This window comes from Brochothrix sp., from assembly GCF_017549435.1.
Lineage (GTDB): Bacteria > Bacillota > Bacilli > Lactobacillales > Listeriaceae > Brochothrix > Brochothrix thermosphacta.
Map to the genome: position 1 here is coordinate 1 of NZ_JAFYUW010000142.1, position 14,179 is coordinate 14,179.

General features: G+C 33.5%; 14 protein-coding genes. 7 read left to right on the forward strand and 7 right to left on the reverse strand.

The features are described 5' to 3' along the window. Positions 1–594 precede the first annotated feature (594 nt). The 6 genes from IKV95_RS09450 to gloA form a co-directional block, all read right to left on the reverse strand. The gene (locus IKV95_RS09450; RefSeq protein ID WP_051535987.1) at positions 595–1,506 is read right to left on the reverse strand and encodes a DNA-binding domain-containing protein; all 912 of its coding nucleotides are present in this window, start codon (positions 1,504–1,506) and stop codon (positions 595–597) included. Between the two features lie 263 nt (positions 1,507–1,769). After that, entirely contained in the window at positions 1,770–2,141 is a 372-nt protein-coding gene (dhaM, locus tag IKV95_RS09455; RefSeq protein WP_029091717.1) for a dihydroxyacetone kinase phosphoryl donor subunit DhaM, read from the reverse strand. Continuing rightward, positions 2,134–2,730, reverse strand: coding sequence for a dihydroxyacetone kinase subunit DhaL (gene dhaL, locus IKV95_RS09460; RefSeq protein ID WP_029091718.1), 597 nt, complete (start codon positions 2,728–2,730; stop codon positions 2,134–2,136). Before dhaL ends, dhaM begins: the two co-directional genes overlap by 8 nt. A 13-nt stretch (positions 2,731–2,743) precedes the next feature. Then, the gene (dhaK, locus tag IKV95_RS09465; protein WP_287451719.1) at positions 2,744–3,733 is read right to left on the reverse strand and encodes a dihydroxyacetone kinase subunit DhaK; all 990 of its coding nucleotides are present in this window, start codon (positions 3,731–3,733) and stop codon (positions 2,744–2,746) included. A gap of 73 nt (positions 3,734–3,806) precedes the next feature. Then, the gene (locus IKV95_RS09470; protein WP_287451720.1) at positions 3,807–4,556 is read right to left on the reverse strand and encodes a tyrosine-protein phosphatase; all 750 of its coding nucleotides are present in this window, start codon (positions 4,554–4,556) and stop codon (positions 3,807–3,809) included. Between the two features lie 109 nt (positions 4,557–4,665). Beyond that, positions 4,666–5,055, reverse strand: a complete 390-nt coding sequence (gene gloA / locus IKV95_RS09475) for a lactoylglutathione lyase (protein WP_119945966.1) — start codon at positions 5,053–5,055, stop codon at positions 4,666–4,668. Positions 5,056–5,305: 250 nt separating this feature from the next. On the opposite strand from gloA, the gene IKV95_RS09480 reads away from it, so the two are divergent. The 3 genes from IKV95_RS09480 to IKV95_RS09490 are packed head-to-tail and all read left to right on the forward strand — an operon-like array spanning position 5,306 to position 8,237. Continuing rightward, positions 5,306–6,490, forward strand: coding sequence for a quaternary amine ABC transporter ATP-binding protein (locus IKV95_RS09480; protein WP_029091722.1), 1,185 nt, complete (start codon positions 5,306–5,308; stop codon positions 6,488–6,490). Beyond that, the gene (locus IKV95_RS09485; RefSeq protein ID WP_029091723.1) at positions 6,490–7,332 is read left to right on the forward strand and encodes an ABC transporter permease; all 843 of its coding nucleotides are present in this window, start codon (positions 6,490–6,492) and stop codon (positions 7,330–7,332) included. The genes IKV95_RS09480 and IKV95_RS09485 overlap by 1 nt, the downstream gene beginning before the upstream one ends. A gap of 11 nt (positions 7,333–7,343) precedes the next feature. Further along, entirely contained in the window at positions 7,344–8,237 is an 894-nt protein-coding gene (locus IKV95_RS09490; RefSeq protein WP_069120885.1) for a glycine betaine ABC transporter substrate-binding protein, read from the forward strand. 73 nt (positions 8,238–8,310) lie between these two features. Here IKV95_RS09490 and IKV95_RS09495 read toward each other — a convergent pair whose 3' ends face one another. After that, positions 8,311–9,192, reverse strand: coding sequence for a MetQ/NlpA family ABC transporter substrate-binding protein (locus tag IKV95_RS09495; protein WP_069125412.1), 882 nt, complete (start codon positions 9,190–9,192; stop codon positions 8,311–8,313). Between the two features lie 213 nt (positions 9,193–9,405). Here IKV95_RS09495 and IKV95_RS09500 point away from each other — a divergent pair, with 213 nt between their 5' ends. From IKV95_RS09500 to IKV95_RS09515, 4 genes are all read left to right on the forward strand, one after another. Next, complete coding sequence (locus tag IKV95_RS09500; RefSeq protein WP_029091726.1) at positions 9,406–9,792, forward strand: DUF1149 family protein; 387 nt, start codon at positions 9,406–9,408, stop codon at positions 9,790–9,792. Between the two features lie 107 nt (positions 9,793–9,899). Next, complete coding sequence (gene isdG / locus IKV95_RS09505; RefSeq protein ID WP_029091727.1) at positions 9,900–10,238, forward strand: heme oxygenase IsdG; 339 nt, start codon at positions 9,900–9,902, stop codon at positions 10,236–10,238. Between the two features lie 409 nt (positions 10,239–10,647). Then, entirely contained in the window at positions 10,648–11,487 is an 840-nt protein-coding gene (locus IKV95_RS09510; protein ID WP_106786311.1) for a LysM peptidoglycan-binding and 3D domain-containing protein, read from the forward strand. A 1,271-nt stretch (positions 11,488–12,758) separates the two neighbouring features. Further along, a partial coding sequence (locus IKV95_RS09515; RefSeq protein ID WP_287451722.1) for a helix-turn-helix domain containing protein occupies positions 12,759–14,179 on the forward strand: 1,421 nt, incomplete at its 3' end.

Sequence of the window (14,179 nt, forward strand, 5' to 3'; positions counted from 1 at the left end):
ATAGATGAGGAAGGCATGCGAGTTGGAGCGACATTGTACGCCAACTATGCATTCGAATACCTTAATAAATGAGATTAGAATATAAAAGTGAAGACAGCTCGTTCATTCTTCAAGAAATTAGGAAAACTAAAAAACATTCGTTAGATTAGAAATTTCAGTTAGGATAGACTGACTGTTGAAAGAAGGATAAGCAGCTGATATTGTTGCGAAGTTATGAGCTTACAAGGATAGTAGGAGTGCTAATATCGTAGTGGATTCATCCGTTTTTATGAGAGTAGTAGGGGTGCTAATATCGTAGTGGATTCATCCGCTTTACGAGAGTAGTATGGGTGCTGTTATCGTAGCGGTTTTATCCGCTTTACGAGAACAGTATGGGACGGAGCGCAAGCGAGTACCAATCCTTATGTAAATGTCTTAAGAGTACCAAACCTTTAAGAAAGCGAGTAGTCTTCATCTATTTTCTTAAAAGTACCGTTACACCTACTTTATCTCAATTGGAATGGATAAATACATCATTAGTTTTTCTTCACAAATTAAATGTAAAATGAGAACAGTGTCTACCTTTTATAAGGTAGACACTGTTCTCATTTTTATTTATAAGGCTTCAATCAACTCTTCAATTTTCACATGATTTTCAAAAGTAACACCTTGAAGTGCTAATATCTCTCGAGCCTCATCTATAAAATCATCTAGATGTCCATGGAGTTTATTATCTTCTAAGAAAATATAGCTTGCTACAAGTAGTTGTAAACGATAATATTTTTTACGCAAACGTTCTTGTTCTAATTCTAAGTTAAGAAAGCGGCTTTTTAGAGAAATATAATCATTTAATGTATTTGTGTTTGTGGCTTGAATATTACTTGCATCAACAGCCATTTCGGATAAAGTATGCAAGCCGTTTATAAGTTGATAAACATCATTGATTTTATCTTTATTATTAGGATTATGTGAGAGGGATTGAACATTATTCATTGTATCAGATAGTAACCGTAATATTTCTGGATTAGAATACGTTACTGACTGTTTCTTTTTCTTTGCTTGTAAGGCTTTCAAATTTGCGGTTTTTTCAGATTTTGATTTACGTTTTCGTCCAGGTTTACTTTTACATATCTCTTCTACAAGGATTTCATCTTTTTTCAATTTATAAAACGTATTTTGCAACTGGCTAGGTGTTTTTGGAAAAAGATTGGATTGATTAGAGCTGATAAGATCTGAGATATCTGCGATTTTCAAGCCATAGTCTGAACAGAATTGATAAGATAATAGTAGTAATTGAAGTTCTGATTTTAACCAACTTGTATCGGAATGAATATATTTTTCGACACCGCCACGTTTTTCAATTTCTTGATATGTTTCAGTTATTAAATTTCGGAATTCCTGAAGCGTTTTAAATGCAACGTTGTGCTTTTCGGCCATAGCCATTAATTCTTTTTTATTATTCTTGTCTGAATCAATTGGTGATTCTCTTAGTTGAGAGAATAGTAACATTAATTCTTTTTTCTTCATTTTTTTTCCTCCTCTGTGTATATATAGTAACTGTTTTATTAAATAATATATGATTATATTTATAGTTTGACATAGTAACTAGTCTTTTGTAAAACACAAAATACTAGTTTTAAAACACATTTTATGAAAAAAAAAAAATATACCCCTCTGAAAGCAGGTATATCAGTCTTTTGTTGTTTTGAAAAATAGAGTGTCAATTTTTGTTAATTTATAGCAATAAAAGAAAGGGTTGTTTTTTAAAAGAATTTGTTAAAAAATGATAGTTATTTAATAACAAGTGGTTTTAATTGTTCCTCCACAATATCTTTTGAAGCCCCTGTTGCTAATAATGCAGCAGCTGTATAGGCACCTTCAATCAATGCTGTATCATAAATAGTGATGTTTTTATCACTGAGTTCTGCAACCATCTCTAAATTCATTTTAGCACTTCCTAAATCGTAAAAAGCGTAGATAGAACTAGCAGAGTTCTTGTTTATAGCTGTTTCTATCTTTGAAAAACTAGTTCCAATTTCATTATCGTCATTACCACCAGAATAGGTGATAGGTACGTCTTTTGAGGCTTCTTTCAGAAGCGACACAACACCTGAAGCAATTTCAGGGACATGAGAAATAATCACAATACCGAATTCAGTCATTGAGAACACCTGCTTTCAACATTGTTGAAAACAACAAGCCGGACGAAGCAGCACCTGGATCAATATGTCCAATGGATCTTTCACCAAGGAAGGCTGCTCTACCTTTTGTTGCAAGGATATCTTTTGTTTTATCAACAAAAGTAGTGATTGCTTCAGAAGAAAGTTCATTTTTTTCTAAGCTTTTTATGACTGGGTCCCAAACATCAAGCATTGTTTTTTCACCAACAGTCGATTTTCCACGTTTACCAACAGCGGCCATCCCGTTTTTAAGGTTTGTAATCAGAGCCTCGGAGTTTAATTTTTCTTCAGTCACTTTACTCATTTCAATAAAAGCTGAGCCGTAGAGAGGCCCAGAAGCGCCTCCTACTTTGCTTAAAAGTGTCATTCCCGTTAATTTCAATGTTTCAGAAATGTTTTGTGGTTGTTTCTCACTAAATGCCTCTTTAAGAAAAGTCGCGCCACGTGCCATATTTACTCCATGATCTCCATCACCGATAGGAGAATCTAAGTCACTCAAGTAAGCTTTGTTGGCGATTAATTCATCCGCAAATAAAGTAAGCCAATCAATTAATTTATCATTAGTTAACATGTTTATTCCTCCTTTAGTTCCATGCAATAGTAGTGACTGATTCATCTAGCCATTCAAGATAACGTGGATCAGTAATATTCAAAACAGTAAGAGAAATACCAGCCATGTCGATTGCTGTCATATAATCCCCGAGTTTTTTATAAGCAACTGTTGCACCCTTAGCTTCAATTAAAGGTAAAACATCATTTGCAAACACATACTGTTCCATTAAAGGCGTTGCGCCCATCCCGTTCACTAAGATTGCGAATGAGTTGCCTTCAAAAGAAATACTGCGTGATAAAGTATCCACTAACTCTTTCGCCATTTCTTGTGATGTTTTCATTTTTTCTCTACGATAACCTGGTTCTCCATGAATGCCGATACCGAACTCAATTTCATCATCGCCTAAGTCAAAACCAGGTTTACCAACTTCTGGAACAGTAGCAGCTTTAATTGCTAAGCCAAGTGTTTTTATATTCGGCACAAGATCATCCGCAATTTTTTTAATTTCTTCTAGCGATAACCCAGATCGAGCGGCTGCGCCTAAAATTTTATGCACGTATACGGTACCCGCGACACCACGACGTCCCGATGTATAGGTACTATCTTCAACAGCAATATCATCATCAACAACGATAAATTCAACTTTGATATCTTCTAATTCGGCTAATTCTTTTGCCATATCAAAGTTCATAATATCCCCACTATAATTTTTAATAATCATGAGTACACCAGCACCGTTATCGGCAACTTTAATCGCTTCTAATACTTGATCAGGAGAGGGTGATGTAAATACAGCCCCACATGCAGCGGCTGAAAGCATCCCATCGCCAACAAAACCAGCGTGAGCAGGTTCATGCCCGCTGCCACCGCCACTAACTAGCCCAACTTTATTAGGGGTTTTTGCTAATCTAGCAATGACATTTGTATTGGGTACACGGTAGACTAAATCATCGTGTATCGTCACTAAACCCTCCAACATTTCGTTCACAATATTTTCTGGTTGATTCATAATTTTCTTCATAAAAAATCGTCTCCCTTCATTATAATGTGTATACGCTTTCATTTTACAACTAAAACAACCAGACAGCAAATTTTTAACTGAGGAGGTTGTCTTTAATTTTATTGATATCATCTATAGACATATTGCAATCAGTCACTAAAAAAGCTTCAATCGATGAATGCTTAGCGTAAATCAAGTCTAAGGCAGCATCTAAATACTCTTTACGAACGGTTGTAATTGGTTTTAATGTTTGGTCATCAAGACGATTAAAGCTGATTATTTTTAATAATCGAGCAGGTCCTCTTAATGATTTTGTAACATGATCATTTGATGCAAGGTAGTGCGTTAAAACAATCTGATACGGGATTTCTAACAAGAGTTGGATTAGAGCGACAATGAAACCTGTACGATCTTTACCAGCAGAGCAATGAATTAATAGCGGGAAGTTTTTTTCTTCTGTGAGTAGAGAAAAAATTGTATTGATTTCATCCTGACAATAGAGAGCCATGTTTTTATAAGTGTCAATCATCAAGTTTTCTAAATCTTTTTCAGTGGCTTTACCACTAATTAGTTTTAAGGTTTTACGATTAAGTAGTTGCCGACTTTTATCAACAAGAGGCACATTGACCACATTTTTAAAATCATAACGCGTATAATGATAACCTTTTTCAACGAGGGTGCGTAAATCAATAACTGTGGCAATTTTATAAGACGAGAATGCAGGAGAAATCGATTTGATTTGTGAGAGGTTACCAGCGCGATAAATTTGTTTTTCTTTAATAAATTGATTTGAATCATTTGAAAAACCACCAATATCGCGGAAATTAATAATCTTTCTTTTCATTTTTTGAATCACCTCAGCTGTCTGTTGGGAAAATAATAAAGAAAAGCACCAAATTAACGACGTAATTTGGTGCGTGAACACTTAAAAATAATTTGTTAAAAGGCCCTTTTTATTTAGCCTGAATGATTTCAATACGGTAACCATCAGGATCGGTAATGAAATAATAGGTTGCAGCATTATTTGAAAGGCTTTTTAAGTCTGTTACTTCATATCCGGCCTCTTTATGAGCAGCATGAGTGCGTTGCAAATCATCAGCTTCAACAGCGATATGACCATAACCATTACCTAAATCATAAGGTTCAGTTTGATCATAGTTATAAGTTAGTTCCAATTCATAACGATCATCAGTTAGAGAATTACTCAAGTAAACAAGCTTAAATTGCGACTCTGGAAAGTCACGCTCTTTAACTACCTGGAAGTTAAGCGCAGATTTATAAAATTCGATTGATTTTTCTAAGTTTTTGACACGGTAACAAGTATGTAACATTCTAAATGACATTGATAACAACTCCTTTTATAGTTACCTTAATACTAGTATAAGATGTGCCTAATTTCAACTTTTATCGACCGAAATACATGGATTTATTAATAAAAATGATTATTTTTTTAGGGCGCTCTATCGTAGTGATAGCGTGGGATAAGCCGCCACTAAGGTTTTTCAATGAAGCATGCCTTGTTGAATCAATGTCAAATATTTGTTAGGCTTATACAAGAACAAACGAATAAATTACTAAGGAAGGTTGGGTAAAATGTCTAAGTTCGAAGTAAAGAATTTAACAAAAGTATTTGGAAAAAATTCAACAAAAGCTTTATCATTATTAGATGACAAGCTATCCAAATCAGAGATTTTAAAACAAACAGGAGCTACTGTCGGAGTTAACAAGGTATCTTTTGATGTTGAAGAAGGAGAAATTTTCGTAATCATGGGACTTTCAGGAAGTGGTAAGTCTACGCTTATCCGCTTGTTGAATCAACTAATAGAGCCAACTTCTGGTGCAATGTTGTTAGATGGTGAAAATCTTGCGACAATGACTAAAAAAGAATTAATTGAAGTTCGTCGTAAAAAAATGAGTATGGTCTTCCAAAATTTCGGTTTGTTTCCTAACAGAACCATTCAAAAGAATGTTGAATTCGGTTTAGAGATTCAAGGTATCGATAAAGAAGAACGTTTCAAAAATGCAGAAAAAGCCTTAAAAACAGTTGGTTTAGAAGGATATGGTGAACAATATCCAAATCAATTATCTGGTGGGATGCAACAACGGGTAGGATTAGCACGAGCATTAGCTAATAATCCTGATGTACTCTTAATGGATGAGGCTTTTTCAGCGTTAGATCCTTTAAATCGTAAAGACATGCAAGAGCAATTGATTGAGCTTCAAGCTGATTTGAAGAAAACAATTATCTTTATTACGCATGATTTACATGAAGCTTTAAGAATTGGTGACCGCATTATGATTATGCGAGACGGTTCTGTTGTACAAATTGGTACACCGGAAGAAATTTTGATGAATCCAGCAAACACTTATGTTGAAGAGTTCACGGAAGATGTCGATCGTTCTAAAGTCTTAACAGCTGAGAATGTGATGATTCGTCCAACAACAATTGATATCGATCGTCGAGGACCTCGTTTTGCTCTTAAATTAATGGGTGAAGAAGGTTTATCAAGTGTTTTCGTAACACGTCGTCATAAGTTGATCGGTATCGTTCATGCACTTGAAGTTTCAGAGTTTATTAAAAAAGGTGAAGGCGAATTTGAAGATATCATTCATGGAGATATTCCAACAACATCTTCGGATACACCGGTAACTGATTTGATTGATGAAATGTCTACAAGTCCTGTTCCTTTAGCTGTGTTGAAAGATGAAAAATTTATCGGCATTGTTATTCGTGGTTCATTACTGGCTGCATTATCAGGAAATGGGGGCGATGAATAATGGATAAATTACCAAAATTACCATTAGATGTATGGATTGACTGGATTGTTGATCGACTGACTACGTTTGAAGGATTTTTCAATGGTGTGACCAATGTAATTGGTGGTATTGTTGGCGGAATTCAATGGGTGTTTGATTTAATACCAGAGTGGTTATTTATTATTTTATTACTTGCTATTATTTTCTCTGTAACGAGAAAGACTAAAAAATATGGTTTAATTGTCTTTGCTTTAGCGGGACTCTTGTTAATATGGAACCTTGGTTTCTGGCGTGACATGACGCAAACATTAACTTTGGTTATCACAAGTAGTTTAATTACCTTTATTTTTGGTGTCCCTCTAGGTATCTGGATGGCTAAAAGTAAAACAGCTGAAAGTATTATTCGTCCAATCTTAGACTTTATGCAAACAATGCCAGCATTTGTTTACTTAATTCCTGCTGTTGCATTCTTTGGTATTGGTATGGTACCGGGGGTTGTTGCATCTGTTATTTTCGCAATGCCACCAACAGTTCGTATGACGAACTTAGGTATTCGTGAAGTGCCAACTGAACTAACCGAAGCCTCAGATTCATTTGGTTCTACAGGTTGGCAGAAACTAATTAAAGTCCAACTTCCATTGGCTAAACCAACAATTATGGCCGGTATTAACCAAACAATGATGCTTGCATTATCTATGGTTGTTATTGCATCTATGATCGGTGCAATGGGATTAGGAACGCAAGTTTACTTTGCAGTTGGACGTAACGAAGCTGGAGCTGGATTTACAGCAGGTCTTGCAATTGTAATCGTTGCTATTATATTAGATCGTATGACCCAAGCCTTCACGGCTAAAAGAAAGTAGGTGCTGACGAGATGAAAAAATATTACCTCGCTGTCGTATTACTTCTCACTACGGTGCTACTTGCTTCATGTACTGAAATGGCCGCATACAATGATAAAGAACCATTAGGTCCACAAATTAATTACACAATTACCGGTATTGATGCTGGGACAGGTGTTATGAGCGGAACTACTGAAGCTTTGAAAGTTTACGGTCTTGAAAAAGATAAGTGGCAATTACAAACAAGTTCAACAGCCGCAATGACAAGTACACTTGGAAAAGCTATTAAAAATAAGCAACCAATTGTTGTCACAGGTTGGGAACCACACTGGATGTTTACAAAATTTGATTTGAAATTTTTAGATGATCCAAAAGGTGTTTTTGGTGGAAGTGAAAATATTAATACAATTGTACGTAAAGGTTTGAAAAAAGATGAACCAGAGGCATACAAAGTTTTAAATAATTTTTATTGGACACCTGAAGATATGTCTGATGTTATGTTGAAAGTAAATGATGGCGATGACCCTCAAGAAGCTGCTGCTAATTGGATTAAAAAAAATCCGAAAAAAGTAGCTGAGTGGACAAAAGGCGCTAAAAAAGTTAATGGCAATAAGTTGACGATGACATATGTTGCTTGGGATTCTGAAATTGCTTCAACTAATGTTGTTGCAGAAGTACTTCGAGGTATTGGTTATGATGTTTCTATTCAAGTAATGGAGATTCAACCAATGTGGATTTCAATTGCAACTAATAAAGCAGATGCAATGGTGGCTGCATGGTTACCTAATACATCAGGGAAACTTTATTCTGATTTTAAAGATGATCTTGATGACTTAGGTCCTAACCTTGAAGGCGCTAAAGTTGGCTTAGCAGTTCCAACGTATATGAAAAATATTAATTCAATCGAAGATTTACTCTCTAAATAATATAAAAAAGAGCACCTCTTGTCTAATTCTAACGAATTAGCAGGAGGTGCTTTCTTATGTCGTTTTTTTATTATTAAAGGCCTGAAGGTTGTTCTAATTTTTCTGTGTAACTATCGTGATAATTTAGCAAACCTTCAATTGGAATTTTTACAATTTGTTCACCGTTTTTCGCATGAGTACTAACGTAATCAATCATTTTTTTTGATTGACTAATGGCAATGAACTGGCGAACTGTTTTATCTGTTTGGTTATCTGTACGCGTTGCTAGAATTGAAACATATGGTTTTGGTACAACAACTTCAATTGTTAAAGCATCTTTATAAATATCTAAATGATATTTCAAAGCACTTTCATTTGGTAAAATAACAGCTTCATAGTTTTTAAGCGGCGTTTTTATAGTATCGACATCAATTAAATCAAACGTTAACTTTTTAGTGTTAGATGTTATTTTATCTAATGAACCAATGCCATCAAATTCTTTAGAGAGTTTGATTAACTTAGCTTCATTAAGCATAACCAAAGCTCTTCCTAAATCAGTGGGATCTTTTGGCAATGCGATAGTATCACCTGATTTCAACTGTGTAATTTTAGTGTACTTCTCTGAGTATAAACCCATTGGCGCCCAATAGGATGAGGCGACAGCAACGAGATTATTCAGGTTGTTTTCCTTGACTGATTGGTCAAATGCGCTAATAGTTTGCGAACCAGCAATATCAATTTCTTTGGCTGCAAGTGCCTTGTTTAAGGCGTTTGAATTAGGGTATTTTTTTAAAGAAATACTAATGTTTTTTTCTTGAGCATCTTGAACAAGTTGCTTCCAAATGAATGTGTCAGATAAAATTCCGACTGTTAATTCTTGTGGTGCTTCATTAGGTTGTTTCTTACCACAACCAGCGATGAAGAGAACCAAACATATTAAAGACAACAATAAAGTAAGGTGTTTTATTTGTTTCATTTTAGTCTCCTTGTGAACCTGTACATTAAAATAACACCATATAATAGAAATAAATGGTTTTAAAGACAACTTCTCTTAATGTAAAATAGCATATCATATAAGGGGTATAAGTCAATATATTTGAGTGTGTATGGTAAAATAGTAAGCGGGATAAGCAAAGAGAATATATAGTGGTTATAGTTATAGTAATAAAGCAAAATAGGAGGAAAGAAAATGCAAATCAATCGATCAGATGTAAAAGTTATGAAATTCAACTTTGAAACACCAGAAAAACAGTACGAAATTACTTCGCCAGAAATCCAAACAAATATTGTGGAGCTAGCTCCAGTAAGTAATGAGGATAGTGAAGTTTTCGAAAAAGGGAAAATTTGTCGCCTAGAATTGACATTTAATATCCAATTACAGGATTTTAAAGTTGAGGGACTTGTTACCCAATCGATACAATTCGTAGATTATTTTGATGAAATACAAAAAGTGCCTGAAGAAGCAATACAGGAATTATCGCGTGATTTATTAGATTATGTACAACGATTGACTTATGATGTAACTGAAATATCTTTTGATAGACCAGGATATGATTTGAAATTTGAACCAAGCTAAAAGTACTTATCAAATAAAAAAAGATAATTCTGTCAAATTGCATTGACATTGATAATCGTTATCAATTATACTAATCTTAATATACATAAGAATAGAGGAGATTGCATATGATTATTGTTACTAATACGATTAGAATTGAACCTGGATTTGGTGAACGCGTGATTGCACAATTTACGGATGGTAATGCATCAAAAAATATCGCAGATGTTGAAGGCTTTTTAGGTTTTGAATTGTGGCATAATCAAAGTGCTGAAGAATATGAAGAAGTTGTTGTAACGAGTCGTTGGGAAAGTGATGAAGCGCAAAAAAACTGGGTTAAGAGTAAACAGTTCAAGGAAGCGCATGGTCGTACTAAAGATACCCGTCATCAAAAAGAGCAACGTGAAGGTATCATCAGCAGCTCAATTGATCGCTACAACGTTGTTCATGAGCAACTACCTCTATAAAAAGCAGTTTTATAACTATAAAAATTAAAGAATCGCATCTTGCGGTTCTTTTTTTTATACAATTAATATCTCGATTGGTAATTTTTTTCGAATGATAAGAGAAAAAAGCAGTTTTTAATTTAAAATAAATAGTAGTTGATATGAAAAAACAGGATAATTTATAGCTTATATATTAATAGAGTGTGACAAAAAATGCTGTTTTGTAATATTAAAATAAATAAAATGAAACATCAAATCGCGGAAGGACAGTGTTTTATATTAAAAAAACAGTGAGAGTAATAATTACAAATATGACGAAAAGACGTTTTTTTAACATTTGAGCGTTACCATCTCTTAATTTGTGTGTAACCCATGCAACGATTATCCATGGTAAAGTTATAACATAATCTTAAGGAGGTTATTCAAACTTATGAATATTAAAAAACTAACTGCTACTGTGGTAGCGGGACTAACACTTGCAACTGTTACATTTTCTGCAACAGGAGTTTCTGCCAACTCATACACAGTAAAATCTGGTGACTCTTTGTGGAAGATTGCTAACGAAAAGAATATTTCAATCGATGAATTGAAATCACTTAATAAATTATCTTCAGATGTTATCCAAACCAACCAAACATTACAATTATCAAAAACAGACGCAACATATACAGTTAAAACGGGCGATTCAATTTGGAAAATCGCAACTAAAAAACAAGTAACAGAGCAAAACTTGAAGTCATGGAATAATTTATCAACTGATATTATTTTCCCAGGTCAAGTATTGAAATTAACTGGTTCTGATGTTCCTGTTGCACAAGAAGCAGCACCAAAAGCTACAGAAGCTGCTCCACAAGCAACAACACCAAAAGCTGAACAAACAACACCGAAAGTAGAAAAAACAGCTCCTACAACTCCTGCAGCAGCACCAAAAGCAGAGCAAGCAGCACCAAAAGCTGCAGCGCCAAAAGTAGAAGCTTCAAATAATTCTGCCTCTGGTCGTCAAATTACTGTTCAAGCAACAGCATATGATGCCGTTTCATTAGGTGGTAGAACTGCTTCAGGTCACCTTGTTACATCGACAAGCGAAAAAGTTATTGCAGTAGATCCAAGTGTTATTCCATTAGGATCAACAGTGTATATCCCTGGTTATGGTACTGCCGTAGCTCGTGATACTGGTGGTGCTATCCAAGGTAACATCATTGACTTAAACATGTCTACAGCTGAAGCTGTACAATGGGGACGTCAAACAGTCACAGTAACAGTTAAATAATTGTACGAATAATTATGAATTGATTGACCAGAGGGTTTCTTCTGGTCTTTTTTTTATGCAATTTTTTAAAACATTCCTCTTATATTGAAATCTGTTACGGCGAATACGTTGTGGGTATTCAAAAACGAGAACATTGTGTTTTTAAGCAGTTCCAAAACCGTCATGACTAGATACATATTATTATTCAATCAATCGAACACTTTGATGATGTGTATGTGATTACTTTGAAATAATAGCTTAGCAGCTGATTGGAATCGTTTGGATAAGCTGCTTTTCAAACCATGTTTTTGAAAAAGAATAGTGGTGACTATAATGCCAGATAAATTTACAATAATCTTGACAAGAGTAGCAAATGTTCTCAATTCCACATATAAATTTGTCGAAAAGACCTAATTTACAGGAATCTTGAACATAGTGCTATTTTTTATGGGAAATAGTATAAGTGAAAATTCATCACCTCTATACTTGATAGATATTATAAGTCGGCACCAATAAACGTTCTTTCTACGGTTTAAATAAGATGCGTAATTATATTTTCTCTGCTAGTAGCATCATTTTTCAAAAATGACACGTTGTTAATCGTTAAGTGGTAAAAAAAGAAACGTGCAATAAACTTACACGATATATTATTAAATAATAAGCTATATTTTAAAAATAGGAGAAATAATCGAATGAAAAAAATAAGAACGGAAAATAAAGCTAAACGGGAACAGTACTAATAAGAAGTACATAGTGGTGAGTAGTGGTATTAAAGAAAAGGAAAACTTGGTGAGAGAACTACCTTATAAGAAGAATAAACAACACAAATACGAGATAGGGTTACAGCTGAAACTAGCAACGCAGAAAAATTAAAGAGGTTCAAAAAGAGTGTGATAATATTTTCGAAGAAATATTTATTGTAATCTGTAAACTGAAAAAATGAAAAGAGATAAAAAAAGTACTTAATAAAGTAATCACTCATTTAAATAATACCTTAGAGTCTTAATTTAGCAGTCAAATAAAAAAAGGCCGTGATTACAAGCATTGTCTGACAAAAGAGGGATATAGAAAATTTAATAAGGACAATTATGCTGAAAAAAGTCATTAATATAAATAACTTACGAAATAGGATGATGCATAATAGAACTAACGGATAAAGGTAGATGGAAAAGGTACGTCTATTTTTTATTGTGGTGTCATTAATACAATGAAAGTAAAAAAGAGGATTATTATGTTTGAAAAAATAGAATGGATAAGGTAGTAGTAATAAAATGATAAGGAGTCTGATTAAAATGTTATCTATATTGGAGAACGATATATCAAGAAAATTAACTATATTAGATAATTTATATAAAAGTAATCGACATATATCAATTGCAGAGATGATAGAACTGTTAAATTGTACACGTAAAACTTTAAATAAGGATATAGCTAGTATTAATGCAGCATATGATGTTGTTGAATACCATCGAGAAAAAGGTTTTTTTTTTAATAAGACGAAAGGTGTTAATTTCTACTTTTTTTATTGCACCTATCTAAGAGAATCTTTACATGTAGAAGTATTAAGATTGATACTCATTGAAGAGCTATCTATCGTGAAAATTAGTCGCCGTTTATTTATGTCGGAATCAAAAACCAGAAGGTTAATAGATGTATGGAACCAATATTTTAATGAAAGAAATTTTGATTTTTTAATAAAAACAAGTGCCGATTGTACAATGATCTTAGGTAATGAAACACAAATCAGATGGTTTAATCATACAATGTTATTTGAATTAGAATATATCGATATCTATGAATTTAAGCTACAAGAAAGCAGAGAATATGGGGCATATAAATCGGTTTTAAAGAATGATTTTTTTGATAGTAACACAAGTGAGCATGAAAAAATAAAGTCGTTTTTTTATGTTAAAGCAGCACTCTATCGAACCAATAAAGGGCATGTGGATAATAACGAAGAGGTATATCTTTCATTTGGTACTAACATGACAAATAATACATTAATCCAATTTGAAAATATAATGGCGATTGAAACAGGTGTTTATTTCACTGACGATGTACGAAATCAAATCCTCCCTAAATATTATTTCCCTACTTTATGTGAAGAGATAGATAGTGGCACCTCGGAAATAATGAAAATTATAAATGATGTTTTTGATTATATATTGACTACTGAAGAAAGTGAAAATCGATATCGTGCTGAAAAAAAAGTCACTTTAAAAATGAATCATCTGCATAAATATGGACCAGAAGTGACGTATTTTCTTTTGGATTTTGTGGCGTTGAATTACAAAACACAGCAAGAATACTATTTTTATTTTTACGAAGAATTAAATAAAATAGTTGCAAAGCATAACTTCTTATTTGAAAGTGAAAAACAAAAACAATTGTTTTATAAAGAACTTGTACTTTTGTTGAATTTTGAACTATCATTACCGAAATATGTTTTGAAAAGACCACGTGTCACTATTTACCTATTTGCAAGCCATAGCACGATCCAATCGACGATAAAAATAATCAAAAGTTATTTTGGAGACAGGATTGAGTTGCATGTAGCTGATTGTATAAATGACAAGTTGCATGAGTCGGACTTGATAATTAGTAATTATTTTTTTCTCGGAAATCTAGAAGCTAAGAAAGTACATTTTCAGGAAACGATAGATTTAAAATGGTTATATCTGTTAGATTCGAAATTGAAAAAAATTTATAAAAA